We start from the raw sequence: 26,166 nt of genomic DNA, 5'->3' as shown, positions 1-26,166 counted from the left end.
GCTTGTAAAAGCAGGCGAAATCGCTAGCAATTTCAGGAGTTGCGACGACTTCGCCGCGTGGAGATGAATGATGATGAAGAACCGTGCCGGTTGGCTGGCTCTGTTGGTGTTGGTGGTTGCGACCCTGTTGATGGTCTTCTTCGTGATGCCGCGCATCAACGGTGACAAGAGCCCGATCGGCAATGCTGTCAATCAGGCCGGCGACGCGGTGAAGAATACGATCGACGAAAACGCGCAGAAGGCAGGCGAGACCGCCCAGAACGCGACCAAGGCCACGCAGAATGTCGTATCGACCGCCGCCAGCACCGCAGACCTCGCCCAGAAGCTGACAGGCCTGACGGGTGCGGCAACCGCCTCGCTCGCCGATCTCAAGGCGCTGTTCAAGGATGGCGGCGCACCAGCCCAGGATATCTTCACGGCTGCGAAGACGAAGGCGATCACCGCGCTGCAATCGATCGTGGGATTTGCGCTTCCCGAGGGGATCGACGCGGCGACGACGGGGATCGTGAAGAAAGCGCAGGACGGCGCGGGCAAGGCGCTCGCCATCATCCAATCTCTGCCTGACAATGCCGCAGAAGCCAGTGCGGCGATCGACAAGGCTTTCGCAGCGCTGACCGGTCAGCCGGCGCCTGGGACCGACGCTGCTGCCAATCCTCGCGTACCATCATTCGACGTGTTGCGTGTCGAGCCGGACGGCTCCACCGTTATCGCTGGCTCGGCCGAGCCGAATGCCAAGCTGGAAATCGTCGACGGCGAAAAGGTCGTCACGACCACCAATGTCGGCCCCAGCGGCGATTTTGCCGCCGTGCTCGACAATCCGTTGCCGCCCGGCGACCACGAGTTGGTGCTGCGTGCCACAGGCAAGGACGGCAAGCCTGTCAATTCCGAGGAAGTCGCGACCGTCTCGGTGCCGAAGGATGATTCCACGCAGCTTCTCGCCATGGTTTCGAAGCCGGGCACGGCAAGCCGCATCATCACGGCACCCTCGGCCAAGCAGGGCCGCGTAGCCTCCGGCGAACAGGATGCTCCGGCTGCCGACCTGCAGGCCAAGCCAGATGCCAAGCCGCAGCAGGACGGCACGGCGGTCGCATCCGCCAACCCGGCCGCCGGCGCAGCAACACCGCCGGCTGCGAAGACGGATGCGGGCGAGGACGTCGTGGTCAACGCCGTGGAGATCGAAAACAACCATATCTTCGTTGCCGGCACCACGAAGCCGAATGCCAAGGTGCGCGCCTACGCCGATGAAAAGCTCATCGGCGAGAACGTTGCGGGCGCGGACGGTCATTTCGTCGTCGACGGACCGATGCCGCTTGCCGTCGGCGATCACAAGATCCGCGTCGACGTGCTCGACGGCGCCGGCAGGGTCGTCGTGCGCACCAGTGTCAACTTCACGCGCCCCGAGGGCAATCAGGTGACGGTCGCGGCGCAGACGCCGGCTGCCGCCAGCGCTCAGGCGGCTGCGACAAGCATGGTGCCGCTCGACGAAGCCGAGCTTACCAAACTCAGGGAAGGCGCCGGCAAGGCTTTCGCTCTGCTCAAGGGTCTCTTTACCGACGGCAAGCAACCGAATGCGGAGCAGCTCGCGGCCGCGCGATCCGGCACGGAAATCGCGCTGAAGTCGCTGTCGGAATTCCGCCCGACCATCGCCGCCAGCGCAGCACTCAAGAAGGCTGCGGCCGATGCCTCCAGCGCTGCCGCCAAGGCGCTTGCCGCTCTTGTCACCCTGCCCAATGACCCGAAATCGATCGGTGCCGCCCTTCCCGGCCTGGAACAGATGATCGCCGTCATCACGGCTCCCGTCCAGACCGCGCCGGCGCAGCCGAATGCGGAGGTATCCTCCAGCGACAACGGCCCGAAGACGCTCGAGCAGGCGCCGCTGTCGCAGGACAGCAATGCCGTCATCATCCGCCGCGGCGATACGCTCTGGCAGATCTCGCGCCGCATCTATGGCGCCGGCGTGCGCTACACGACCATCTATCTGGCCAACGAGGACAAGATCAACAATCCGGACCGGATCTTGCCGGGCCAGGTCTTCGGCCTGCCGAAGGATGCCTTGCCGAATGCCGAGGAGCTTCACCGCAAGCGGCTTTCGGGCGAGCATCTCTAGCGGCAACTACCGTCCATCGTGAACATTGCCATTGGCCAGGCGCCATCAACGCCTGGCCCCTGCTTTTATACGGGATAAAAATAGTATAAGCGTCGCCCGACCCTCATCGCCTTCACGCAACGGCCATGCCTTGGCTGCGAAGGCTTCCCAGTCGGCCGCGCATTCGTTGCTGCGCCCGGCTGCTTCTATCTTTGGCCGGAGACGGACATGGCAGACGGCAAGAAGACCATATCGGCGGATTCCAGCAATCCGTTGAGCACCATCGTCAATCTCTGGCCCTACATGTGGCCTGCCGGCCGCATGGACCTGAAGATGCGGGTGGTCTGGGCGACCGTCTTCCTGCTGGTCTCGAAATTCTTCCTGCTGCTGGTTCCCTATTTTTTCAAATGGTCCGTCGATGCGCTGAACGGCAAGCTCGACATGCAGGGCATCCTGCCGGCATTCATGGTCGGCGCCATCGCCTTGATCGTCGCCACGAACATTACCCGTCTGATTCAGCTCGGGCTCAACCAGCTCCGCGATGCACTGTTTGCAAGCGTCGGCCAATATGCCGTCCGCCAGCTCGCCTACCGGACCTTCGTGCATATTCACGAGCTGTCGCTACGTTTTCACCTCGAACGCAAGACAGGCGGCCTGTCACGCGTCATCGAGCGTGGCACCAAGGGTATCGAGACGATCGTCCGCTTCACGATCCTCAATACGTTTCCGACCTTCATCGAATTCTTGCTGACCGCCATCATCTTCTGGCGCGGCTATGGCTTTTCCTATCTCGCGGTGACGGCCGTCACGGTCTGGCTCTACATCTGGTTCACGGTGAAGGCGAGCGACTGGCGCATCTCCATCCGCCGGACGATGAACGACAGCGACACCGACGCCAATACGAAGGCGATCGATTCGCTGCTGAACTTCGAAACCGTCAAATATTTCGGCAACGAGGAGATGGAGGCCAAGCGCTTCGATCAGTCGATGGCGAAATATGAAAAGGCCGCGACCGGCGTCTGGACGTCGCTCGGCTGGCTGAACTTCGGCCAGGGCGTGATCTTCGGCCTCGGCACGACAGTCATGATGGTCATGTCGGGCTGGTCGGTCCTCAACGGGCATCACACGGTCGGCGACTTCGTCTTCATCAACGCCATGCTGCTGCAGCTCTCGGTGCCGCTGAACTTCATCGGCTTCGTCTATCGCGAGATACGTCAGGGCCTGACCGACATCGAAGAGATGTTCGATCTGCTCGAGGTCAGGCCGGAGGTGGTCGATGCACCCGACGCCAAGGAGCTCATCATCGGCAATGGCGCGATCTCGTTCAAGGACGTGCATTTCGCCTATGATGCGGCGCGGCCGATCCTCAAGGGCATTTCCTTCGAGGTGCCGGCCGGCAAGACGGTCGCCGTGGTCGGACCTTCGGGTGCCGGAAAATCCACGCTGTCGCGCCTGCTCTATCGCTTCTACGACGTGCAGAGCGGCACGATCACCATCGACGACCAGGATCTTCGCACTGTCACGCAGAAAAGCCTGCGCAAGGTCATCGGCATGGTGCCGCAGGATACCGTGCTGTTCAACGACACCATCGCCTACAATGTCCGCTACGGCCGGCCAGGTGCGAGCGATGCGGAGGTGACTGCGGCCGCAGAAATCGCGCAGATCGGCGAGTTCATCCGCCATCTGCCCGAAGGCTTCGAGACCAAAGTCGGCGAACGTGGCCTCAAATTATCCGGTGGCGAGAAGCAGCGCGTGGCGATCGCCCGCACCGTCCTCAAGTCGCCGCCGGTTCTGATCCTTGACGAAGCGACCTCGGCGCTCGATACGACCACCGAGCGCGAAATCCAGACCGCTCTCGACGTCGTTTCCAAGAACCGAACGACGCTCGTCATTGCGCACCGCCTCTCGACCGTCATCGGCGCAGACGAAATTATCGTGCTGAAAAGCGGCGTCATTGCCGAGCGCGGCACGCACGCCGACCTGCTGGCGCAAAATGGGCTCTACGCCTCCATGTGGAGCCGCCAGCGCGAGGCAACGCAGGCCGAGGAGCATCTGAAGCAGGTGCGTGAGAATGACGACCTGGGCGTGGTCAACAGGCTGGCACCGGCAAGCTGAGAAAGCAAATAGCGAGCGCCACGCCACCACCCACCGTAAGCATGGAGCTATGCGGTTATGCACCGGCTGTTGTCACGAGGCTGAGATAACAGCTTGCTAGGTACGGGTCTCACATATAGGGAGCCCCAAAATGCGTACTTTTGCCAAAGCTTTGAGCCTGTTGCTCGTCGTCGGCCTTGCTTCGCCGGTTTTTGCCGATGACGCCAAGCCATTCGCGGATGCCAAGGAGATCAATCTCCTCAACCTGCTGCCGCCGCCGCCCGCCAATGATTCGGCGCAAATGAAGGCCGAGCTCGGCGAAATCCTGACGATCCAGGTCACCCGCACCCCGGAAGCGGCCGCTCGCGCCGTTGCCGATGCGGAAGAGAACGTCTGGCGCTTCTCCGACGTCATCGACAATCCGAAATTCACCAAGGAAAACCTGCCGAAGTTCTCGGCCTTCTTCGATCGCATCGTCGAGACCGAAGGCGCTGTCGTCGATCCGGCCAAGGATGTCTGGAAGCGCCCGCGCCCGCATCTCTACAGCGATCTCGTAAAGCCGATCGTGCCCCTCTCCAAGTCCGGCTCCTATCCGTCCGGTCACACCACGCTCGGCACGCTGATGGGCATCGTGCTTGCGAACATGGTGCCCGAGAAGCGTCCCGTCATCATGGCCCGCGCCTGGGAATACGGCCATAACCGCGTCGTCGGCGGCATCCACTACGCCTCCGACATCGAAGCCGGCCGCATTGCGGGCACCGTCATCGCCGAAACCATCATGACGCATGACGACTACAAGTCCGAGTATGAAGGCGCCAAGGCAGAGCTGCGCGCCGCTCTCGGGCTCTGATTTCAGCCCGAGCATGCAGGACATGCAAGGCCGCCGCTCAACAACGGCGGCCTTCGCTTTACCGCCTGCACTGGCTTAGTTGGGCCATATTCTACAACCAGGGATCGTTGTATCTTGCTTTCGCGCGGATTGCGCTGGGGGCGAGCCCGCCAAAGCATTGCCCATGACAGAGTTTGCCTGTAGTCACGCTCAACTGGTAATCAGAACAAGACCGCTTATCTTGTTCTCATTCTTTTGACTGGCATGATCCCTCCCGGCAACCGGAACCCGGTTCTTGGCGGAGTGCCCTAACGGAGTAGGCCATAGATGAGCTTGTTGAACAGCGTGCGCAACGTCATCGTTCCCGTACACAAGGAGGGCTATCCCTTCGTTGCAGGTTTCTTCGTCGCGTCGCTGGTGCTCGGCTGGGTCTTCAAGCCGCTCTTCTGGATCGGCCTGATCCTGACGCTGTGGTGCGCCTACTTCTTCCGAGATCCAGAGCGTATGACGCCGCAGGATGATGATCTGGCGATATCGCCAGCCGACGGCAAGGTTTCCGGCGTGCAGATGGTGGTGCCGCCGGCTGAGCTCAACCTCGGCAGCCAGCCGATGCTGCGCGTCTCGATCTTCATGAATGTCTTCGACTGCCACGTGAACCGTTCGCCGATGCGCGGCCGCATCACCAACGTCGCCTATCGTCAGGGCAGCTTCCTCAATGCCGAGCTCGACAAGGCGAGCGAACAGAACGAACGCAACGGCCTCGTCATCGAAACGAAGCATGGCGAGATCGGCGTCGTGCAGATCGCCGGCCTCGTCGCCCGCCGCATTCTCTGCTTCGTCCATCCGAACGAGCCGCTGGATGCCGGCGAGCGCATCGGCCTGATCCGTTTCGGCTCGCGCCTCGATGTCTTCTTGCCGGAAGGCGCTTCGCCGCGTGTTGCCGTCGGCCAGCGGGCGATCGCCGGCGAAACCGTCATTGCCGAATTCGGTTCGGCAAAGGGCGCAACCATGAGCCGCCGCAGCTGAACCCGAGCGCATTTCCGCCCTAAACGGAGGCGCTGAAATGCTCTATACCATTGTTTTCACGCAATTCCGGACGCAAAGCCGCTTCGCGCTTTTGCTGGAATTGCTCTAGGAACACGAGCGAGATGAAGACGCCTTTTCCGCCTTTCGAGCCGCATGGGCCCAACGATGAAGCGCGCGGACCGCGCCTGCGGGAGATCCCGTTGCGGCTGATCGTGCCGAACATGATCACCGTGCTGGCCATCTGCGCGGGGTTGACGGGCATTCGCCTCGCTTTCGAAGGCCGCTATGAGCTTGCCGTCGTCGCTGTGCTGGTCGCGGCCTTCCTCGACGGCGTAGACGGGCGTGTGGCACGGCTGATGAAAGCCACGTCAAAATTCGGCGCGCAAATGGATTCACTGGCCGACATCGTCAACTTCGGCGTCGCACCGGCGCTGGTCGTCTATGTCTTCCTGCTCGATCAGGCTCGGTCGCTCGGCTGGATTGCCGCCCTGATTTACGCCATTGCCGCCGCCTTGCGGCTTGCTCGCTTCAACATCATGGCCGAGCGCGAACACAAGGCGTCCTGGCAGTCGGAATATTTCGTCGGCGTCCCGGCACCGGCCGGCGCCATGCTGGTGCTGCTGCCGGTCTACCTCGGCTTCCTCGGACTGACGCCAGACAAGACCTTCGCCTATTGGAGCGCTGCCTATACCGTGCTTATCGGCTTCCTTCTGGTCAGCCGCCTGCCCGTCTGGTCCGGCAAGACGGAAGGCAACGGCGTCAGGCGTGACCTGGTCTTGCCGATCATGCTCGCTCTCGTCGTCTATGTGGCGATGCTGATGAGCTATACTTGGCACGTCATGGTCGTGACCGTCGCCGCCTATCTGCTGTCCCTGCCCTTGGGCGCCCGCTCCTGGGCGAAGAAATACGGCACCTACACCATCAACGGTCCAGCCGATCCCAATGTCGACGATTCCAACGACGACATCGGCCGGCATATCTAGGGCCTGCATCTCTACCTGACGCGCGATAGGCCTCTGACGGCATCGGCCTCCTGCAACCGCAAGTCTGTAAATTTCCCTTATCAATCGAAGGCTTGATGGGTGGCCGTCTGACGCATGGCAAGTCTGCCCCGGCGCGGCATTTCAGCGGATTCGAACATTGCGGCAGTGTGGATTCTACACGAGGATTCGGCGCTAATCTCTCGAAATATGGTCGTTGTTTACAAAAGCTGATTGGAAAACGCCTTCGATTTGTCATGATTTACGACAAGAAGCACTACTCGACTGTGAATCGCGAAATGCTCCGGGGGAGCATGGTGAGGAGTGAAACATGACGCAGAAGAAAGACCAACCGGCACAACCGCAAGCAAAGATCGACCCCAGCAAGCACTATCGCCCGCTGGCCCTGAAAGCCGTTCTTGCAGCGCATCTGATGCTGAAGGCCAAGCCTCTCAAGAAGAAGCTCGCTTAAGAATACGGCCCTGACCGCCGCCGACCAATATCGGCAGGCAGCATGTCCGGTCGCTGGCCGCCGAATGGCGGCCGCTCAGAGAAGGCTTAGTTGGCCGTCATCGGAATCCGTCTTCTTCGGCGGCGTCTTGACCGGAACGAGTGTTACGGGTGTCTGCACGTCCGGTCCCATATTGGCGACCTTGTTGACACGATCCGAAACCGGGATCGCCTCGAAAAAATCCTCCTGGACCGGCTTCATCAGATCGAGGACATCACGCGGCTCCTGCGTCTTGCAATCAAGCCAGCGGGCAAAATCCTCCGGCTTGATGACAACGGGCATGCGGTCATGGATGGATCGGATCGCGCTGTTTGCCGCAGTCGTCAGGATTGCGCCCGTATCGACTTCCGAACCATCGGCGGACGACCAGGTTTCCATCAGCCCGGCAAAGGCGATGACGCCGCCGCTGCGAGGTCTAATCCAGTAGGCCTGCGGCTTCTCGCCGCTTTCCTTCGAAGGGCGGTGCCATTCGTAGAAGCCGGATGCCGGGACGAGGATGCGGCGATGGCGCATGGCGGCGCGGAACGAGGCCTTGCCGATCGCCGTTTCCGCCCGGGCATTGATCAGCAGCGGAAATTCCTTGGGGTCCTTCACCCATCCGGGCAAGAAGCCCCAGCGCACGAGCAACGCGCGACGATCCGGCAGATTGCTGCCCTGCAGCTGCCTTTCGCCCGATATGACGACGAGGATCGGCTGGGTCGGCGCGATATTGTAGCGCGCGGGAAAACCTTCGTTCAGCAGGACGCCTAGTGCTTCCCCCACATGGTCTGCCGTCGATGTCAAAGCAAAACGTCCGCACATGGAGCCTGTTTTGCACCCGCAGGGCGACGGGTCAAGCCTGAGATCAGCCGCGCGGTCCGAGGAGAATGATCCCCGCGCCGACCAGGCAGATGACGGCGCCGGAAATATCCCATCTGTCCGGCAGGCGTCCTTCGGCGAGCCAGAGCCAGAGAATGGAGGCAACGATATAGACGCCGCCATAGGCCGCATAGGTACGTCCGGCCGCCTCGCTCGGCACCAGTGCGAGCAACCAGGCAAAGAGTGCCAGCGACACCAGACCGGGAGCCAGCCACCAGACCGGCTTTGCCAGGCGCAGCCACGCCCAGAAGGCAAAACAGCCGGCGATTTCGGCAAGCGCCGCCAAGACATATAACCCGTAGATCATCTGTGATCGCCCCTATATTCGGCGCGTCAAGAATCATCGCCCCGGCCGGGAGTGAGTTAAGAGGCTTTCCCGGAGGACAGCAAGCATCGTTTCCTGTAGAGGTTGGGCGCCGATGGCCGTCGTCGTCGCACATCGATCTCCTCATCCGGATGCAAAGCGATCCATGACCTCTGTTCCACGCCCCGCCTCCTCCGCCATTCTCGAACGCAACGGCCGCTTCCTGCTGGTGTTGCGCAGCAATCCGCCCTCCGCCGACATGTATGCCTTTCCGGGCGGGCGGGCCGAGGAAGGGGAAACACCGGCCGAGGCAGCGCTGCGCGAATTCGAGGAAGAGACAGGCATAACCGCACGCAATCCGCGCCTGTTCGAAACCTATGACCTGCGCTCCCACGCTGCGGACGGGACGCTGACGAGCCATTTCCTGCTCTCGGTCTTCCTCGTGGATGCCGAGGAGGACGCCGTTGCCGAAGCCGCCGACGATGCGGCTGCCATCGGCTGGTACACGCTGGAGGAAGTGCGCACGCTCCCCGTCCCGGCCAGCGTGCTCGAATGCGTGGAACGGCTTGCTGCAGCAAACGCATAGCTCCGCCCCGAAATTAACGATGCTGAGCAATATCGGCGTGGAAACCACCCTCCCCGCCTTGTTCCCGTCATGCTTGTCCGGTCAACATGGTTACATGATTCATAACAGCCTTGGCCGACCGCTTCTGATCTGCATCGCGCTTGCCGCCGCCTTTCCCGCGGCCGCGCAGCCAGCAGCAAGCGTACCGCCGGCGCAGGCGGCCGATAGCGCGAATGCCGAGCAGCCCACTCCCTATGACGAGCAGCTGTCCCGGCTCTCCGAAATTCTCGGCTCGATCGACTATCTGCGCAATCTCTGCAGCCCGACAGGGGAAGACGGATGGCGCGGCGACATGCAGCACCTGCTCGACACGGAAACCAAGAGCGAGCCGAAACGAAAAGAAAGACTGACCGCCGCCTTCAACCGTGGGTATCGATCCTTTGCATCGGTTTACACGAATTGCACGCCACAGGCCCGCGTCGCGGAAGAGCGATACCGTAACGAAGGTGCAACACTGGCAACAGAAATCACCGCACGCTTTGGAAATTGACGATTTATTAACCTCTTTTCGTGCCGAGCCGTGTCGTTTCGGGAAAAGGCTGATAGAGTTATTAAGTAAGTGGTAAGGACATGAACGTCTCGAGGAAAGAAACAATGGAAACCAGCCTGAACGAAATCGACGACATGATCGTTCATGAGAAGATGCAGGCAGCGCTGGAATACCAGAATGAAGCTTGGGCCGACGGCATGGCAGATGGCATCGAGCCGGAAATCATCGCCGATGCAGCCATTGCCCATGCGATTCGCGAGACGATCCGGATTCAAGGGGAACAGGGCGCGGAAGCCTTGCTCGAATCGCTGCGTGAACGCATGCTCGCTGGCGAATTCTCTCCGAACCGTACCCTGCAATAACACTCAGAGATTGCTTATGCGTATCTTTCCAGGCAATGCGCTTACCTGTTCCATTGCCTCGTTTGCTGCCGTAACCCTGTTGTTGGGCAGCACGGCGTTGCCGCTATCGGCCAATGCCTTCTCTCAGCTCAATCCGCCAGCCCCCCAGGCGAAAGATACCGCACAATCCGCACAGCAGAAGAACGAGAAGCCGATCGAGCAGGCGCTGGAAGCACCCGCCAACAATGCGCTGCCGATGCCCGATCCGCTGATCAACAAGCAGGCCGGCCAGAGCAGCGGCGATGCTTCAAACGCCAATAAATCGGTCGAATTCCTTTTCGATATCGACAAGGCGCCAGAGCCGGTGAAGAAGCTGCGTGCGGCGATCGTGGAGGCTGCCGCTTCCGGCGATCTCGAACGCCTGCGCCCGCTGATGAATATCGGAGCCGGCCTCAAACAGACGCAGGTTACCGCCGACGATCCCGGCGAAGATCCGATCAAGACCCTGCACGACCTTTCGGGCGATCCCGACGGCATCGAGATCCTGTCCATCCTTCTCGACATCATGTCGACCGGCTTTGCCCATGTCGGCCAGGGAACCCCTGACGAAGTCTATGTCTGGCCCTATTTCGCCGAGAAGGACATCAAGACGCTCTCCACGCCCGAGAAGGTCGATCTGATGCGCATCGTGACGGCCGGTGACTATGCCGACATGCTGGAGTTCGGCGGCTATAATTTCTATCGCGTCGGCATTACGCCGGACGGCCGCTGGAAATTCTTCACCTCGGGCGAATGATCCGGCGGGGGAACTTGCGGTTCCCCGCCGAAGGCCCTACCTCTGCGTGATAGGCCAAATCAGCGGAACCATCATGCCAGCCGTATTTCTGAGAGAGCGATCCTTCATCCGCATCACCGGCGCGGAAGCGGAGACGTTCCTGCACAATCTCATCACCACCGATCTTGCCTCGCTTGGCGCCGACGAAGCGCGCCCGGGCGCGCTGCTGACGCCGCAGGGCAAGATCCTGTTCGACTTCATGATCTGGCGGGATGGTCCCGGCTTTCTCATCGAAACCGACGTGGCGCAGCGCGAAGGCCTGCTCAAGCGGCTCACCATGTATCGCCTGCGCGCCAAGGTCGATTTCGCCGACGAGAACGCCCAGGGCGTCACGGTCGCGTGGGGAGATGCCGCAACGGACGGCCCGAGAGACAGCCGCTTCGCCAAGGCGGGAATTGTGTTGACGCGCACGCCCGGCGAGCACGGCAGCGACCCCGAAACGCTCTATGACGCGCTGCGGATCGCCAACGGCATTGTCGTTTCCGGCCGCGATTTCGCATTGCAGGACGCATTCCCGCACGATGTACTGATGGATCTGAACGGCGGCCTGGGCTTCCGCAAGGGCTGCTATATCGGCCAGGAGGTGATTTCCCGCATGCATCATCGCGGCACGGCCCGCAGGCGCGTCGTCATCGTCAACGGCGGCTCCGAATTGCCCCCCTCCGGCACGGAATTGACTGTCGGCAGCAAGCCGATCGGCACGCTCGGTTCGATCGCCGGCAGCATGGGCCTGGCCATCGTCCGCATAGACCGGGCCGGCGAAGCCATTGCAGGGGGCACGGCGATAAAGGCTGGCGATGTTGACGTCACCGTCTCGCTACCGGCATGGTCCAGCCTCTCCTTCCCCGCCCGCGCCGACGAGGCGTCGGCATGACATCAGCCAAGACGGCGCGCGCCTGGCAACGCATGTTATCCGGGCGAAGGCTCGATCTTCTCGACCCGTCGCCGCTCGATGTCGAGATCGGCGACATCGCGCACGGGCTTGCCCGCGTTGCTCGCTGGAATGGGCAAACCTCAGGCGATCACGCCTTTTCGGTGGCGCAGCACAGCCTGGTCGTGGAAGCGATCTTTCGCCATCTCAATCCGGCAACGCCCGACGAACTGCTTGCCGCACTGCTACATGACGCTCCGGAATATGTCATCGGCGACATGATCTCGCCGTTCAAGTCAGTCGTCGGCGGCGACTACAAGGTCGTGGAGAAGCGGCTCGAGGCGGCGATCTACCGGCGCTTTGCCCTGCCCCCGCATTGCGCGCCGCAGCTCAAGGAAAGGATCAAGAAGGCCGACACCGTCTCGGCCTATTTCGAGGCGACGCTGCTTGCCGGCTTCACGCCCGATGAAGCGCGCAAGTTCTTCGGCCAGCCGCGCGATATCACGCGCGAGATGCTGCCGATCGATCCCGTGCCGGCGATCGAGGCGCAACGGCTGTTCCTCGAGCGCTTCGAGGCGATCGAGGCCGAGCGCGCCGCCATGAGGATCGGTGCGTGACCGTAATCGTCGTATCGCCGCTGGCGCGCATCGCCGAAATGGCCGTTCGCCATAAGGCCCGCGAAATGATCAGCCTCATGGCCAAGGAGCAAAGCTTTCATCGTCCCGCCGTCATCAACGCGGACCGGCATCTGCTCCTCAATATGAATGACATCAGCTTTGCCGGAACCGGCGATCTCATCGCCCCCCAGGAGGCGCATGTTCGAGCGATCATCGATTTTGCTATCGGCTGGGATCGAAACGCGCCTCTGCTGATCCATTGCTGGATGGGCGTCTCGCGCTCGCCAGCGGCAGCGCTGATTGCTGCCTTGGCGGTTCACCCTGAGGAAGACGATCTGGTGCTGGTGCGTCGTCTGCGCGCAAGCTCGCCATTCGCTACGCCGAATGCTCGACTGGTGGCCATCGGCGACGACATGCTCGGGCGCCAGGGGCGCCTGGTTGCCGCAGTCAAGGAGATCGGCCGCGGCGCGGATGCGGACGGCAATGCGCCCTTCACGCTGTCGCTGACCGTGTAATGCAATAGCGCATGAAAAACGGAGACTGCGTTTCGCAATCTCCGTTCGCCTCGTGACAATCGACCACCGCGATCACGCGGCGACGCCATCCGTCTGATCCGAGTCATACTGGCCGTAGGTGTTCTGATAAAGCGACGACGGATTCTGCATGTCGTTCAGGAGAACGTCCAGCGCCTGATCCTTGGCTATCGTCGCCGAATCCGTTGGATTGTTGTCGCTCGTGCTCGGCTCCAGCGACAGCATGTCGGCGGCGGAAGCATCCGACGACTTCAGGACATCGAGGCCCTCGGCGAACTGATCCTTCGTCAACGAGCCGGCATTCTGCGTATCCAGGCTCTTGAACAGGCTCTCCGCGTCGCTTTCGCTCATGTCCTTCGGACGCCCGGCAACGAACTCATCCTGCGAGATCGCGCCGTCCTGATTGGTATCGAGGCTGGCAAACAGCTGGTCAACGGGGGATTCGCTAGACGAACCGTCCGTCGACGTGGAACTGCTTGACTGGCTGTTCTGCTGCATCTGCAACAGCATCGACGCCAGGTTGCCGGAAAAGACGTCCGTGGCGCTTGGATCGCTGCTGCTGTCGCTATTCTCGTCGTTGGCGATGCTCGCCGACAGAAGGCCGGACTGCGCCGCCGCCTCCAGCTCTTGGGCATCCACGACGCCATCCTGATTCTTATCCAGGGGACTGTACGAGGCAGCCGTCATGCTGCTTCCAATTGAAGAAACCCCGCTCATCCGAATCTCCTACGGCAAATGCCATCGCGTGTTTGATAGACCCCGGCACGCTTAGTCATCTGCAGATAGGATAGGTTGTTTTGTCCTGTCGGTTAAAGATCGGTGTTAATTCATCATTAACCATAATTGACAGGCTTCGAATCATATTGGCGGTGGGCGCTCAGACCGCCGGAACAACCGTTGCTTGAGCGCCCGCCGTCCCAATGCTCGAATCACTTTCGCTCTTTAGTGGCCGCCTTCCTATTGAATGACGGCACAGGCCAGACGCTTGCCGGCACCGCCGACGGGCTGGCTGCGATAATCATCCGAGTCGGCGTGGATCATCAGCGTGCGGCCACGGATGCCGTTCTTGCCGTTCAGCGATACCATGTTGTTGAAGACCTGGGCGCGCAGCTTGCCGTCCTGATCGACATACTGGTTGGGCATATCGCCGGCATGGGGCCCATTGGCGGCCAGGAAGCCGTGTTCCGCCTTCGTAGGGTTGAAATGGCCACCGGCCGACTCAAAGCCGTGCGTGTGATCGCAACGGCTACTCTCGTGGATATGGAAAGCGACCCAGCGATTGACCGGCAAGCCGGTTACTTCCATCTCGATCAGAACGCCCTTCTTGCCTTCGGTCAGCGTCGCCCGCCCGGCCTGCTTGCCGTCGAGGCCGACAAAATCTGCGGTGGCGGTGTTTTGACTTTGGGTTTGCGCTGCCGCGGGCACGGCTGCGGCAAGAGCAAAAATTGCAACGATCATCATCCGCGTCATGGAACGCCCTCCCTGTTCTGCGTGGCAATTGTCCAACGCATGGCAGGCGCGTGTGTTCCGGCGAATGGAAAAAATGACCCTACATCAAAACGATAAGGCAGCCTGCCGGTATCCCGGCAAGCCACCTATATCATCATGCAATGCAGCCTTTCAGGCCGCTATGCTATTCGTGTCATACTGGCCGTAGGTGCCGTTATAAGCATCCATCGGTGTCAGCAGATCCAGGTCGAAGGTGACGTTGGATTCCGGCGACTTGGCCGTGGAAGTGGCATCGGAACTCGGCAACTGCATGAGCTTGGCTATCAGGCTGCTCAATGCGGCGTTGTTCGAGCTGCCGGCGGTGGCGTTGCTGCCGGTATTGTCGGCCATAAGAATGCCGGGACGCTCGTCCACGGAACGTTCCTCTTGGCTCAAAAGGCCGTCGCCATTCGCATCGAGGCGCGAGAGCGTGCCGCGATACGGATAGGTGCTGGATACGGAAGAAACATGGGACATACAAACCTCCTGAGGTAGGAGCCGCCTCATGCGACGTCGTTTGTACGCAATACATTCAGAGTTAAACTACGAACCTCTATTAAGCTGCTTCGCGCTGTCGGTAAAGACTAATTATTAATGGGTATTAACCATAGTTCTCAATTCGTAAATCCGGTTTTCCTAATATCTCCTTTGCAATCCCTTATGGGGTCGATCAGCATAATCCACTGGAATCATAGGGGAATCTGACTATCTAACCTTACCGGGCTGGCGGTTTCGTATATGGTACGGCGGATCGCCCATGGAGGGGACATGATGGAATTATTGCCGCTCGTCATCCTGGTCGTCGGTATCCTGGTACTGCGAGGCCACAACCTAAGGATAAGGCAGCTGGAAGCGCGCGTTCTGGAGCTGCAGAACGCTCTCGCGGGCAAGGTGCCGACAGCGGCTGCGAACGAATCGATTCCCACGACAGATAGCGTGCTTCATGCCGCCGAAGAGCCGATCGAAGATGAGGCGAAAGCCGCGATCGAGGATGCTTCAGAGACGGATATCGAAGCGCCCGCCCTCGCCGCGCGCAGCACCGCGGATACATTCGAGGAAGCGGCCGCTCCTCTTGCAGGCCAGACACCTGCGCAGGCGAAGGAAAGCCTGGAGAGCACGATCGGAGCGCGCTGGGCCGTCTGGGTCGGTGGCATCGCGCTGGCGCTCGGCGGCATCTTCATGGTCAAATATTCGATCGAGAGCGGCCTTCTCAGCCCCGGCGTGCGGCTTGTCCTTGCGGCGCTCTTCGGCCTTGCGCTGATCGCCGCCGGCGAAGCCATCCGCCGCCGTGCCGCCCCGGTTCTGAACAACGCCTTCCAGAATGCGATGATCCCCGGCGTGCTGACGGCAGCCGGTGTCGTCGCCCTGTTCGGCTCCACCTATGCGGCGCATGCCATCTACGGGTTCATCGGGCCGGCCACGGCTTTCATTCTCCTCGGCCTCATCTCACTCGCCACACTCGGGTTATCACTGCTGCACGGACAAGCGCTTGCCGGCCTTGGCCTTCTGGCGTCGATGACGACCCCTGCCCTGATCGCTTCGACCGCGCCGAGGCCCTGGGTACTGTTCGGCTATCTCGTTCTGACCTGGCTTGCGACCCTATTGGCCTCGCGCCTGCGTCGCTGGTTGATCGCCCCATCCCTCGCGAACGGGCTGCTGAGCCTTTGGCCCCTCCTCTACGTCACCTTCAGCCCCGCCGTCGATCTGACGCCGGTTAAGCTGTCCATGCTGGCGATGATCGGCGGCACCATCTTCCTCTGGCCGGGGCGTTACCCGATCTCCGAGCTTGTGGGGGAAGATACCGCGACGGCGCTGGCCGAAGACGCGCGTCCACCACTGGGTGCCGGCACGGAATGGGCGGCGTTTCTGGTCCGGCAGCCGCTCGGCATGACGCTGACGGCAGCGGTCGGCGCGCTTGCGGTGTCGCTCTGCCTCATCACCTACAGCCTTCAACAGGGATATCCCATTGTCGATGCCACATTCATGTTCGCTGCGATTGTTGCGGCGGTTGCGGCATTCGGCGCCGGCCGCCTATACGCGGCCTGGGCAACGATCCTGTCGGCGGTCATCGCCGTCGTCGGCGCGTCTGGCGTTCTGACCAATTGGATCGCCGGTCTCGATGCCGGCGCCACGGACGGCACCGTCAGCCTGCAGAGCGTGGTACTCTATGAATTGCTCGGCCTCGGCGCTCTTTTTGTGCTGATCGGCACCTTCTTCCTAAGACGCTTCGCCAGGCAGGAGAAAGCCTATGCCGCGCTTTGGAGCCTGGTCATGGCCGCCACGCCGCTGGCGATCGCCACGATCAGCTTCGTCAACTTCGGCAACTGGACGCTCGACTGGCTGCATGGGCTTTACGGCATCGGGCTGGCCCTCGTGCTGATCGCGGTTGCCGAATGGCAGGATCAGCAGGCGGGCGAAGGGCTGAACCTGCCGACGAACATCCTCACCGCCGGCTCCTTCGCCGCTGCAATCTTTGCCCTGCACACGCTTGCGCATCATGCCACCGCGACGATCCTGCTGCCGGTTCTCGGCATCGTCTATCTGCTGGCGGGGCGCCTGCGCAATTGGCCCGTCCTTCCATGGGCAATGGTTGCCGCGCTGGTCATCGCCATGGGGCGCATCGCCTGGCAGCCGACGATCGTCGATCCCTCGGAGCTCGGCACGACGCCGGTCTTCAACATGCTGCTTGCCGGCTACGGCATACCGGCGGCGCTTGCGGTCGTTGCGGCCTTCATCACCCGTCATGCACCGAGCCTGCGGCTGCGCAACGCCCTGCAGGCGCTCGCCTGCGTCCTCGTGCTGCTGACCATTGCCATCCTCGTGCGCCATGCCATGAACGGCGGCGTCCTCAACGATGCCGTTCCGACGCTCGGCGAACAGTCGATCTACACGCTGCTGGCGATCGGTGCCTCCGCGACGCTGATGGCCCTCGATCTGAGCGCGGCAAGCCCCGTCTTCCGCTATGGCGGCATGGCGCTCGGCGTCATTTCTGTCGTCATGATCCTCACCCTGCATCTGCTGGGGCTGAACCCGTTCATCACGGGCGAGAGCACGGGCCGCATCCCGCTCTTCAATCTCCTGTTGCTTGCCTATCTTCTGCCCGCCGTCGCCTATGGCGGATTGGCGCTCTTTGCGCGCAACCGGCGCCCCCTGCCCTATGTCAGCATGCTGGCCGTCGCGGCGGCCGTCATGGCCTTTGCATGGGCAACCTTGTCGGTACGCCGCCTCTGGCAGGGCGAATATATTCCCTTCTGGAACGGCTTCATCCAGGGCGAACTCTATTCCTATTCCGTCGTCTGGCTTTTGATCGGCATTGCGCTTCTCGGGCTCGGCGCCCGCTTCGAGGCACGGAGCCTGCGTATCGCCTCGGCGGTGCTGGTCTTCATCGCCGTCGTCAAGGCCTTCCTCATCGATATGGCAAACCTCGAAGGCTTCCTGCGGGCGCTGTCCTTCATCGGCCTCGGCGCCGTGTTGATCGGCATCGGCCTGTTCTACCAGAAGATCCTGACGCGCAAGAAAGCGACGGAGTGATTGCGGCGAATCCTTTCGCCCGGTAGGACGGAGGCAACTGCCGACAGATCAATCTGGAGCGAATGCGATCATGGAGACCGACAAGATGGCGCGGGCCTTTGCCCCGTTCGAGGCACTGGCTGCGGATCTCATCCCCCACGCCGCCGATGGCGACGACGGTTCGCACGATATTGCCCATATTCTGCGCGTCTTCCGCAATGCCATGGCCATCCAGGCCGAAGAAGGCGGCAATGCCCGCATTCTCGCGGCCGCCGTGCTGCTGCATGATTGCGTTGCCGTGGAAAAGAACTCACCACATCGCGCCCAGGCGTCGAGGCTCGCTGCGGAGAAGGCTTCGGGCATCCTGCGGCAACTCGGCTGGGCGGACGAGGATATCGCGGCCGTGGCGCATGCGATCACCACGCATAGTTTCTCCGCCAACCTGCCGCCGGAAACGCTGGAAGCAAAGATCCTGCAGGATGCCGACCGGCTGGATGCGATCGGCATGGTCGGCGCAGCACGCTGCTTCTACATTGCCGGGCGGCTCGGCTCCGGTCTCTACGATCCGTTCGATCCGCTTGCGACAGAGCGGCCGCTCGACGACAAGCGCTTCGCCATTGACCATTTCGAGACAAAGCTGTTCAAACTGGCGGACGGGTTCCAGACCGAGACCGGGGCCAGGTTTGCCGAAGCACGGCATGACCGGCTGAAGACCGTGCTGGCAATGTTCATCGACGAAATCTGAGGGTCATCCATGCGCGTCAGCGATCTTTTCATCTACCCCCTCAAGAGTGCGCGCGGTATCGCTATCTCCTCGGCCGCCATCGATGCATTCGGTCTTACGGGCGATCGTCGCGCCATGCTGGTCGACCCCTCGGGCAACTTCATTACCCAGCGCGAATTGCAGGCATTGGCGCGGATCGACATCCAGCCAGCACCTTCCTACCTGCGCCTGAAAATGGAGGGAAAACCCGACATCATCGTGCCGCCGCCACATCCCGACAACCGCATGGATGTCGTCGTCTGGAAATCAGCCGTCAACGCCTCCGTTGCCGATGATGAAACCAACAAGGCCTTGTCGGCCTGGATGGGACGTGAGGTCAGGATGGTCTTCTTCGACAGGCTTGCCGAACGCGTCGCCAGCCCGGAATGGGCGGGCGAAGATACACCTGTGACTTTTGCCGACGGATACCAGATCCTCGTCACGACCACCGGCTCGCTGAAGGCGCTGAATGCCAATCTTGCCGGTCATGGCGAAGGCGCAGTCGGCATGGAGCGCTTCCGCCCGAATATCGTCATCGATATCGACGAGGAATGGCCGGAAGACCGCTGGGCGGCCATCGAGATCGGCGGCATCCGCCTTGATCTCGTCAAGCCTTGCGCGCGCTGCATCATGACGACGCAGGATCAGCAGACAGGCTCGCGCGACGTGCCGAACCCCATGCCCGCCATGGGCCGCATCCGCATGTCCGCCGACCGGCGCGTCCCCGGCCCGCTCTTCGGCTGGAACACGGTGCCGCGCGGCGAAGGCACGGTGAAGATCGGCGACACGGTGACGGTGCTCGAGGAGCGGCCGGAAGGCTGGGCGCTGAAGCGACGCTAGAATAGCGCCCCTTTTGCGGGCGCTTCACTATTCAGCCTTTGGCTATAAGGCCTGGCGTTACCATACCATCATCCAGCGAAGCGACGGCAACCGCCTTTAGTGCGGCTTGCATAAAGCCGTCGCGCGCCGCGGCGATCTCTATGCCGCGCGGTTCGTAGACGTGGCGATGCAGGAAGAAGCCGGTCAGGCGGAAGGCGGCGGAAAGGCTTTCCCTATCCGCGGCGACCATGGCTCCGGTCGAAAGGAACGGCGGCAGGGCGAGCATCTTGTCGGCCCACGGCAGACCTGCCGCACGGCAGACGGCCCGCCCGCTTTTGGGCGAGACAAAGGCCAGGTCCTCGCGCACGCCAGTTGCGGCGCATTCGGTCAAATCGAGGCCGAAACCGAGATCATTCAGCACGGCAAGCTCGAAGCGTACGAAGAGCTCGCCGGCATCGGCGGGGTTCTGCAGGTTCTCCAGGATGACGTCGAGCGCGTCGTAGAGATGCGGATGCGGGTCGCGCTCCGGCAGCAGCCGCAGCAATGCGGCCATCGCCTGCACGCCATAGACGGCGGTCGCGGTTTCCATCAGCCGCGCGGCCCTCAGCGTAACCGGCTCCATGCGAAATTCGCCGAGATGCTCGTGCAGCCTTGCCCGCCAGGTTACCTCGACGAGATTGCCGGCCTGCAGCACGGGCTGCATCGTGCGCGAGCGGCCGGATCGTACCAGTCCCATATGTCGACCGCGGGCGCGCGTCATCACCTCGGCGACGACGCTGGTCTCGCCGAGGCGTTTTACGCCCAGAATGATTGCATGGTCCTGCCACTGCATCGGCCGGCTGCCCCGAAAGATTTTTGCGATTCGAGTTTAGGACAAATGGCTGCCGCTGTCACACGGCGAGGGAGGAGCCGCCCGCCAGCGTCTCGACGAAGAGGCGCATGGCCTGCTCGTCGAAGGGTTTGTTCAAAAGCGGCACATGCCGCAGATCCGCCGGGAAATCGAGTGTATCGGAATAGCCGCTGACGAAGCCGAATGAAATACCGCGTTCCATCAGCAGGCGGGCAAAGCCAAAGCTCGTGGACTCCCCGAGATTAACGTCGAGCATCGCGAAGTCGTAATGTTCGGAATGAACAGCATTGACCGCCTGTTCCAGATTTGAAGCAATCTCGACCTGCTGGATTCCCACGAGGCGAAGAATTTCCTCAGCCTCCATGGCAATAATCAGATTGTCTTCCAGAATAAGGACGCGCTGAAACGTCATATCAACGCCATCCTTGCATAAAGGCGCCGGCCGGCGCTCCCCGTAAAATGTCCCACATCGATCCCTCCGGCGCCAATCATCGGCCCGTATTGAATGGATGACTTTCGCCATCCGTGCCGGCTCAGTCTCTTGTGACATGACCTTGCCTCCAAACCGCTTCGCACTTTTTGCACTGCGGCACTATGGGCTCGTCGACGTGCTCCAATCGCTTTTGCCGCCGGGGTTAGTAAAAGGTGAAACTGGTGGAAAAGTGACCGTGATAGTAATCTAAGCTGATACAGGTGCTGTCAGCATTTAAAAAAGACATGTTGTTTGCAGGAAGGTCACCACTCAAATGAAGGGACGCCTGCCCGAATCAAGACCGTCCCAGCCGGCAAGCGCGGCAAGCCCTTCTCCGTCCAGCACCTCGCAGCCTCGCTCCTGCCAGAGTAGCAACTCTCGAGCCGCCAGCTTTTTCAAAGTCTTGTTGGTATGAACGACCGAAAGACCGAGCGTATCGGCGACGTGCTGCTGCGTGATGGGAATGATCTTGCTGCTGTTGAACAGACGCAGAGCGCTGGCGCGCTGATGCAGATATGCGATGAGATAGGCTGCGCGCTCGACCGCCGAGCGGCGACCGATGCTCAGAAGATGTTCATCCAGGATTCGCTCTTCCCGCGACGCGATCCAGGTCAGATCGTAGGCCAGCGAGGCGTGGGAATTGTAGAGCGTCATCAATTCGGTGCGCTCGAAGACGCAAAGCGATATCGGCGAAAGCGCCTCCGTCGAATGCTGCATCTCGCCCATGATCGAGCCCTGCAATCCGATAAGATCGCCGGGCATCACGTAGTTGAGGATCTGACGGCGTCCATCCTCCAGCGTCTTGTAGCGGAAGCCCCAGCCGGAGAGGATGGTGAAGAGATGGGCGCTATGCGCACCTTCGAGGAAGATCGTGGCGCCCGCGTCCACCAGCAGCTCGCCCTTCTTGAAGCCGCTGATGAAATTCAGCTCGTCACGCTCGAATTCACGGAAATGCGGCAGAGACCTTAGCGGACATTGCTGGCACGGTGTGCGTTGTCCATGCACCGTCGCGGCGGTCCTTGCCATGAAACGCTCCCTTGAGTTGCATCAGCTCAGGCGACACGCCCGACAAACTGTTGCAATATAAAGCCCTCGGGGAAGCAAAGTTCCATTAACGCGGGAAATCGAGCCCCATCTCCCGGAAGCGCTCCGGATCGTCTCCCCAGTTTTCGCGCACCTTGACGAAGAGGAAGAGATGAACCGGCTGCTCGAGGATCTCGGAGAGCTCCTTGCGCGATGCGGTCGAGATCGACTTGATCGCGTCGCCTCCCTTGCCGAGCGCAATCTTCTTCTGGCTCTCTCGCTCGACATAGATCACCTGTTCGATGCGAACAGAGCCATCCTTGCGCTCTTCCCACTTTTCCGTCTCGACATGCGAGGAATAGGGAAGTTCCTGATGCAGGCGGAGAAACAGTTTCTCACGGGTGATTTCGGCGGCAAGCTGACGCATCGGCAGATCGGAAATCTGGTCTTCCGGATAATACCATGGTCCCTCAGGCAGGGTCTTTGCCAGATAGTCCATCACGTCATCGCAACCGGAGCCGTTTTCGGCCGATACCATGAAAGTCTGCGTGAATTCGATCTTCTCGTTAGCCGCGGCGGCAAGCGCCAGCAGGTCCTCGCGGCGGACACGGTCGATCTTGTTGAGGACGAGGATCTTCGGCTGTGAAACTTCCTTCAATCCTTCGAGGATGGCCTCGGCATCGCCACGCAATCCACGCTCGCTGTCGATCAATAGCATGATGAGATCGGCATCCTTGGCGCCGCCCCAGGCAGAGGTCACCATGGCCCGGTCGAGACGGCGGCGCGGCTTGAAGATGCCGGGCGTATCCATGAACACGATCTGCGCGTTGTCGTGGATGGCGATACCGCGAACGATCGCGCGCGTCGTCTGCACCTTATGGCTGACGATCGAAACCTTGGCGCCAACGAGCCGGTTGAGCAGCGTCGACTTGCCGGCATTGGTCGGGCCGATGAGAGCCACGAAACCCGAATGCGTCGGGCCGATATGTTCAACCGCGCCGTCGCCGGCGGGCGTATCTTCTTGATTGGTCATTTTTTCCGTCATTCCTTAGAGCCGGATGATTTTAGGCCGAATCGACCTAAAATCTGAATCCGCTCTAAACTCAAAGAAGTAGAACATGACGTCGTGCGAAACCGCTCACACTTTTCGGCATCATGCTCTAGCAGTTACTTCTCACTCAATTGAGGCTGCCATACACCTTCACGCTCCAGAATCCGAGTCGCGGCCACCTGCTCGGCCGCACGCTTGGAGCGTTCTATTCCCGTCTCGGGTTTCGTGCCCTTCACTTCCACGGTCACCGTGAAGTGAGGATCATGATCCGGTCCGCTGCGATCATCAACCCTGTAGATCGGAGTGACGCCGAATTTCGCATGCGCCCATTCCTGCAACTCCGTCTTGGCATCACGCCTTGCACCTTCCGGCCGGGTGGCGCGGCGCTCCCAAAAACGCAGGATGAATGCGCGGGCGACTTCAAGTCCGCCGTCCAGATAGAGGGCGGCAATCAGGCTTTCGACGACATCGGCGCGCACATTGAGCATACGCTTGCCCGTCAGCTTCTTCACGTCGGCACCGGTGCGGATGTAAAGATGCAGCTCCATCTCATCGGCGACTTCAGCGCAGGTTTCGGCGCTCACAAGCTGATTGAGGCGCACCGAAAGCTCGCCTTCCGTCGCCGCGCCGAAGGTCTTGAAGAGCAATTCGGCGATACACAGGCCAAGAACCCGGTCGCCGAGAAACTCCAGCCGCTCGTAGTTGCCTGTTTTGTGCGTGCGCGCGCTGGCATGTGTCAGCGCGCGATCGAGACGCTCCCTTTCGGCGAACTCGTGGCCTATAGCAGCCTCAAGCCTGGCACGATCCGCCTGGGTGAGCGTCTGCGCCTTCGTCATTCGACAACCTTGAAGATACGATCCCAACGCATGTTGGTCGGCCACTTCCAGACTTCGCGGAAGGAGGTGTCGTGACCCAGCGAGAAGAAGATGATGCTGGCGCGACCGATCAGGTTTTCAGCCGGAACATAGCCGACGTCGAAACGGCTATCGTCGGAATTGTCGCGATTGTCGCCCATCATGAAGTAATGGTCCGGCGGAACGACATATTCCTGAGTATTGTCGCCACGCGAATTCGGCGAAAGATCCAGCGTGTCATAAACCTTGCCGGTATCCTGCAGGCGCTCGCTGTAGACGGGAATATTGTCGCCGGGCTCCTGGCTGTAATCAGACGAGAAGGTGCCGTGCGGCTCGCGCGGAACGGCCTGGCCGTTGATGTAGAGGACGTCGTTCTTCATCTGGATGCGATCGCCGGGCAAGCCGATGACGCGCTTGATGTAGTCGACATCCGGATTCGGCGGGAAGCGGAAGACCACGACATCGCCGCGCTTCGGCTCGCTGCCCAAGATGCGGCCGCTGAACAGATCCGGCGAGAACGGCATTGAATACTTCGAATAGCCGTAAGCGAACTTGTTGACGAAGATATAGTCGCCGACAAGAAGTGTCGGCATCATCGAGCCGGACGGGATGGTGAATGGTTGAAAGAGAAACGTGCGGATGATCATGGCCAGGACGAGCGCCTGAACGATGACCTTGATGTTCTCCCACAGGGCGTTCTGCTGTTTTACGGCTTTCTCGGACACGCAGTCTTATTCCTTTTTCGCACCCCACCGGCGCACTTGCATTCAGGCACTGTCTACTCGCTTCACATCATCGCGGCAATGGCGCGGATGCCAAAAGCGACACACGGCCATGATTCAGCCGTCTATCGGCAGCGCCTCGATGATCACAAAAGCCTGAGCAAGAGGAAAATCATCCGTTATCGTCAAATGAATGGCAGCGCGATGATTTGGCGGCAGCATGGAGGCCACTCTTTCGGCGGCACCACCCGTCAGCTGCATCGTCGGCTTACCGCTTGGCAGATTGACGACTCCCATGTCGCGCCAGAAGACGCCCTGCGCCAACCCGGTGCCCAGAGCCTTGGAACAGGCTTCCTTGGCGGCGAAGCGCTTGGCGTAGGAAGCCGCCTTGTTCTTGCGGCGTTCGGATTTGGCACGCTCGATATCAGTAAAGCAGCGCTCGGTGAAGCGGTCGCCGAAACGCTCGATCGTCTTTTCCACCCGGCGGATGTCGATGAGATCGCTGCCTATGCCGATAATCATGGAAAGGCCCTCCTGGCGGCCGGGACGAGGTCACGCACGTCAGACGCTCGACGCGTTCTCGGCAAGTGCCAGCCGCTCGCGGGCGCGCTCCATCAGCCGCTCCTTGCGGCGCGTCTTGAAGGTCTTCACGCCATAATAGGTGAGCGCATAGACGATGACACCGGTCACGATGGCGGGCGGAATGCCGCCGATCAGCATCGGCTTCAAAACCGGGTCCCAGATCTGCAGGAGATCGCCCTTGTGCCACAGTGCTGGCAGATCGATGCCGCCGCCCTGTCCACCGCTATCGCGCGCCAGGATCAGATGGCCGATTTCCCAGGTGAAGGCCCAGATGAAGGGGTAGGTAATGGGATTGCCGGCAGCCAGACAACCGAGCGCGGAGGCTATGACATTGCCGCCGACCAGATAGGCGATGATGATCGCCATCACAAAATGCACACCGATAAACGGCGTCCAGGATACGACGATGCCCGCTGCAAAGCCGGCCGCAACCGAATGCGGCGAGGCGGCAAGGCGAACAAGGCGCTTGCCGAAATATTGGAACGAGCGGACGAAACCCTTGCGGGGCCAAAGGTGCTCCCGCAACTTTTCCTTGAATGTCAGTGGTTTTCGGCGACGAAACAGCATGCGGCTTATCTAGTGCAATGGGGGCCGTCGTGACAAGAGCGGCCAAACGTGTCACGCACCGATTAAGAGCCGAAAGTGCGGCCCTTTTTTGGAACGTCGCCTGCTCAGGGTGCAGAAAACAGACATTCTCTTCATTTAGCGGAAGCAATCCCGTAAGATCGGGATGCTCCAAGGGCGCAACAACAACGCGCCCCTCCTGGTCTTGCAAGTATTAACAGCGATTAACGCATGCGGAACAGGCCGCGGTCGATCTGGCGCTGACGATATTCAAGGTCAAAGCGGTCATGCGAACCGTTCAGGTAAGCCATTTCGCGTTCTTCAACACTCGGAACACGCAAGGCGCGGGCGATTTTCTTGATCGGGGTAAACATTGTCTTCTCTCATCTCAGTTTCGTTTCTTCGATGACCAGAAGATAAGCGCGATAAGGGTTAATTACCACCGCTCGAAAATACACGCAGCCATGC

Annotated in this window: 30 protein-coding genes; 16 read left to right on the top strand and 14 right to left on the bottom strand. The window is 60.9% G+C overall.

Annotated elements, in window-relative coordinates; all coding sequences use genetic code 11:
- The first annotated feature begins 70 nt into the window (after nt 1-70).
- The 6 genes from ACIQWP_RS14370 (at nt 71) to ACIQWP_RS14345 (ending at nt 7,487) form a co-directional block, all read left to right on the top strand.
- Nucleotides 71-2,107, top strand: a complete 2,037-nt coding sequence (locus tag ACIQWP_RS14370; RefSeq protein WP_402788225.1) for a LysM peptidoglycan-binding domain-containing protein — start codon at nt 71-73, stop codon at nt 2,105-2,107.
- A 207-nt stretch (nt 2,108-2,314) separates the two neighbouring features.
- A complete protein-coding gene (locus tag ACIQWP_RS14365; protein WP_402788223.1) occupies nt 2,315-4,201 on the top strand; it encodes an ABCB family ABC transporter ATP-binding protein/permease in 1,887 nt (628 codons plus the stop codon).
- A gap of 130 nt (nt 4,202-4,331) precedes the next feature.
- Nucleotides 4,332-5,030, top strand: a complete 699-nt coding sequence (locus tag ACIQWP_RS14360) for a phosphatase PAP2 family protein (protein ID WP_402788221.1) — start codon at nt 4,332-4,334, stop codon at nt 5,028-5,030.
- 306 nt (nt 5,031-5,336) lie between these two features.
- Entirely contained in the window at nt 5,337-6,035 is a 699-nt protein-coding gene (locus ACIQWP_RS14355; RefSeq protein WP_402788219.1) for a phosphatidylserine decarboxylase, read from the top strand.
- A gap of 122 nt (nt 6,036-6,157) precedes the next feature.
- Nucleotides 6,158-7,018: a CDP-diacylglycerol--serine O-phosphatidyltransferase gene (gene pssA, locus ACIQWP_RS14350; protein ID WP_402788217.1), complete on the top strand. Its 861-nt coding sequence runs from the start codon at nt 6,158-6,160 to the stop codon at nt 7,016-7,018.
- Nucleotides 7,019-7,346: 328 nt separating this feature from the next.
- Entirely contained in the window at nt 7,347-7,487 is a 141-nt protein-coding gene (locus tag ACIQWP_RS14345; RefSeq protein WP_402788215.1) for a hypothetical protein, read from the top strand.
- 75 nt (nt 7,488-7,562) lie between these two features.
- Here the strand turns inward: ACIQWP_RS14345 and ACIQWP_RS14340 are convergent, their stop codons facing one another.
- Nucleotides 7,563-8,327 carry an SOS response-associated peptidase gene (locus ACIQWP_RS14340; protein ID WP_402788213.1) on the bottom strand — a complete coding sequence of 255 codons (765 nt, stop codon included), beginning with the start codon at nt 8,325-8,327 and terminating at the stop codon, nt 7,563-7,565.
- Nucleotides 8,328-8,370: 43 nt separating this feature from the next.
- Nucleotides 8,371-8,691 (bottom strand): YnfA family protein, encoded by a 321-nt coding sequence (locus ACIQWP_RS14335; RefSeq protein WP_402788211.1) that lies wholly within the window; start codon nt 8,689-8,691, stop codon nt 8,371-8,373.
- 163 nt (nt 8,692-8,854) lie between these two features.
- On the opposite strand from ACIQWP_RS14335, the gene ACIQWP_RS14330 reads away from it, so the two are divergent.
- The 7 genes from ACIQWP_RS14330 to ACIQWP_RS14300 all read left to right on the top strand — a co-directional run bounded on the left by ACIQWP_RS14330 (nt 8,855) and on the right by ACIQWP_RS14300 (nt 12,982).
- Nucleotides 8,855-9,274, top strand: a complete 420-nt coding sequence (locus tag ACIQWP_RS14330; protein WP_402788209.1) for an NUDIX hydrolase — start codon at nt 8,855-8,857, stop codon at nt 9,272-9,274.
- Nucleotides 9,275-9,368: 94 nt separating this feature from the next.
- On the top strand, nt 9,369-9,803 hold the full coding sequence (locus tag ACIQWP_RS14325) for a TIGR02301 family protein (protein WP_402788731.1): 435 nt from the start codon (nt 9,369-9,371) through the stop codon (nt 9,801-9,803).
- 104 nt (nt 9,804-9,907) lie between these two features.
- Complete coding sequence (locus ACIQWP_RS14320) at nt 9,908-10,165, top strand: hypothetical protein (RefSeq protein WP_034507811.1); 258 nt, start codon at nt 9,908-9,910, stop codon at nt 10,163-10,165.
- A gap of 16 nt (nt 10,166-10,181) precedes the next feature.
- Nucleotides 10,182-10,940: a hypothetical protein gene (locus tag ACIQWP_RS14315; protein ID WP_402788206.1), complete on the top strand. Its 759-nt coding sequence runs from the start codon at nt 10,182-10,184 to the stop codon at nt 10,938-10,940.
- Nucleotides 10,941-11,013: 73 nt separating this feature from the next.
- Nucleotides 11,014-11,853 (top strand): YgfZ/GcvT domain-containing protein, encoded by an 840-nt coding sequence (locus ACIQWP_RS14310; RefSeq protein ID WP_402788204.1) that lies wholly within the window; start codon nt 11,014-11,016, stop codon nt 11,851-11,853.
- Nucleotides 11,850-12,467, top strand: coding sequence for a YfbR-like 5'-deoxynucleotidase (locus tag ACIQWP_RS14305; protein WP_402788202.1), 618 nt, complete (start codon nt 11,850-11,852; stop codon nt 12,465-12,467). Before ACIQWP_RS14310 ends, ACIQWP_RS14305 begins: the two co-directional genes overlap by 4 nt.
- Nucleotides 12,464-12,982, top strand: coding sequence for a tyrosine phosphatase family protein (locus tag ACIQWP_RS14300; RefSeq protein ID WP_402788200.1), 519 nt, complete (start codon nt 12,464-12,466; stop codon nt 12,980-12,982). The genes ACIQWP_RS14305 and ACIQWP_RS14300 overlap by 4 nt, the downstream gene beginning before the upstream one ends.
- A 72-nt stretch (nt 12,983-13,054) precedes the next feature.
- On the opposite strand, the gene ACIQWP_RS14295 is transcribed toward ACIQWP_RS14300, so the two are convergent.
- The 3 genes from ACIQWP_RS14295 to ACIQWP_RS14285 form a co-directional block, all read right to left on the bottom strand.
- On the bottom strand, nt 13,055-13,687 hold the full coding sequence (locus ACIQWP_RS14295) for an EF-hand domain-containing protein (RefSeq protein ID WP_402788198.1): 633 nt from the start codon (nt 13,685-13,687) through the stop codon (nt 13,055-13,057).
- A 270-nt stretch (nt 13,688-13,957) separates the two neighbouring features.
- Nucleotides 13,958-14,470, bottom strand: a complete 513-nt coding sequence (locus ACIQWP_RS14290) for a superoxide dismutase family protein (protein WP_402788196.1) — start codon at nt 14,468-14,470, stop codon at nt 13,958-13,960.
- A 150-nt stretch (nt 14,471-14,620) separates the two neighbouring features.
- Nucleotides 14,621-14,965: a hypothetical protein gene (locus tag ACIQWP_RS14285; RefSeq protein ID WP_402788194.1), complete on the bottom strand. Its 345-nt coding sequence runs from the start codon at nt 14,963-14,965 to the stop codon at nt 14,621-14,623.
- A gap of 294 nt (nt 14,966-15,259) precedes the next feature.
- On the opposite strand from ACIQWP_RS14285, the gene ACIQWP_RS14280 reads away from it, so the two are divergent.
- The 3 genes from ACIQWP_RS14280 (at nt 15,260) to ACIQWP_RS14270 (ending at nt 19,601) form a co-directional block, all read left to right on the top strand.
- A complete protein-coding gene (locus tag ACIQWP_RS14280) occupies nt 15,260-18,019 on the top strand; it encodes a DUF2339 domain-containing protein (RefSeq protein ID WP_402788729.1) in 2,760 nt (919 codons plus the stop codon).
- 70 nt (nt 18,020-18,089) lie between these two features.
- Entirely contained in the window at nt 18,090-18,743 is a 654-nt protein-coding gene (locus ACIQWP_RS14275; RefSeq protein ID WP_402788192.1) for an HD domain-containing protein, read from the top strand.
- A gap of 9 nt (nt 18,744-18,752) precedes the next feature.
- Nucleotides 18,753-19,601 carry an MOSC domain-containing protein gene (locus ACIQWP_RS14270; protein WP_402788191.1) on the top strand — a complete coding sequence of 283 codons (849 nt, stop codon included), beginning with the start codon at nt 18,753-18,755 and terminating at the stop codon, nt 19,599-19,601.
- Between the two features lie 31 nt (nt 19,602-19,632).
- Here ACIQWP_RS14270 and recO read toward each other — a convergent pair whose 3' ends face one another.
- The 9 genes from recO to ACIQWP_RS14225 all read right to left on the bottom strand — a co-directional run bounded on the left by recO (nt 19,633) and on the right by ACIQWP_RS14225 (nt 26,072).
- On the bottom strand, nt 19,633-20,412 hold the full coding sequence (gene recO / locus ACIQWP_RS14265; RefSeq protein ID WP_402788189.1) for a DNA repair protein RecO: 780 nt from the start codon (nt 20,410-20,412) through the stop codon (nt 19,633-19,635).
- Nucleotides 20,413-20,470: 58 nt separating this feature from the next.
- Nucleotides 20,471-20,953 (bottom strand): response regulator, encoded by a 483-nt coding sequence (locus ACIQWP_RS14260; RefSeq protein ID WP_402788187.1) that lies wholly within the window; start codon nt 20,951-20,953, stop codon nt 20,471-20,473.
- Nucleotides 20,954-21,172: 219 nt separating this feature from the next.
- Nucleotides 21,173-21,928 (bottom strand): Crp/Fnr family transcriptional regulator, encoded by a 756-nt coding sequence (locus ACIQWP_RS14255; protein WP_402788185.1) that lies wholly within the window; start codon nt 21,926-21,928, stop codon nt 21,173-21,175.
- An 85-nt stretch (nt 21,929-22,013) separates the two neighbouring features.
- Entirely contained in the window at nt 22,014-22,958 is a 945-nt protein-coding gene (era, locus tag ACIQWP_RS14250) for a GTPase Era (RefSeq protein WP_402788183.1), read from the bottom strand.
- A 134-nt stretch (nt 22,959-23,092) separates the two neighbouring features.
- Complete coding sequence (gene rnc / locus ACIQWP_RS14245) at nt 23,093-23,812, bottom strand: ribonuclease III (RefSeq protein ID WP_402788180.1); 720 nt, start codon at nt 23,810-23,812, stop codon at nt 23,093-23,095.
- Nucleotides 23,809-24,555 carry a signal peptidase I gene (gene lepB / locus ACIQWP_RS14240; protein WP_402788178.1) on the bottom strand — a complete coding sequence of 249 codons (747 nt, stop codon included), beginning with the start codon at nt 24,553-24,555 and terminating at the stop codon, nt 23,809-23,811. Before lepB ends, rnc begins: the two co-directional genes overlap by 4 nt.
- Before the next feature lie 114 nt (nt 24,556-24,669).
- Nucleotides 24,670-25,074, bottom strand: coding sequence for a holo-ACP synthase (gene acpS, locus ACIQWP_RS14235; protein WP_402788176.1), 405 nt, complete (start codon nt 25,072-25,074; stop codon nt 24,670-24,672).
- Nucleotides 25,075-25,113: 39 nt separating this feature from the next.
- Complete coding sequence (locus ACIQWP_RS14230; RefSeq protein WP_402788174.1) at nt 25,114-25,701, bottom strand: DUF2062 domain-containing protein; 588 nt, start codon at nt 25,699-25,701, stop codon at nt 25,114-25,116.
- Nucleotides 25,702-25,922: 221 nt separating this feature from the next.
- A complete protein-coding gene (locus tag ACIQWP_RS14225) occupies nt 25,923-26,072 on the bottom strand; it encodes a DUF3563 family protein (RefSeq protein ID WP_082011744.1) in 150 nt (49 codons plus the stop codon).
- Nucleotides 26,073-26,166: the final 94 nt, after the last annotated feature.

The sequence above is a fragment of the Rhizobium sp. NPDC090279 genome, assembly GCF_044769665.1.
Lineage (GTDB): Bacteria > Pseudomonadota > Alphaproteobacteria > Rhizobiales > Rhizobiaceae > Rhizobium.
This window is presented reverse-complemented; position numbering and strand designations above follow the sequence as displayed.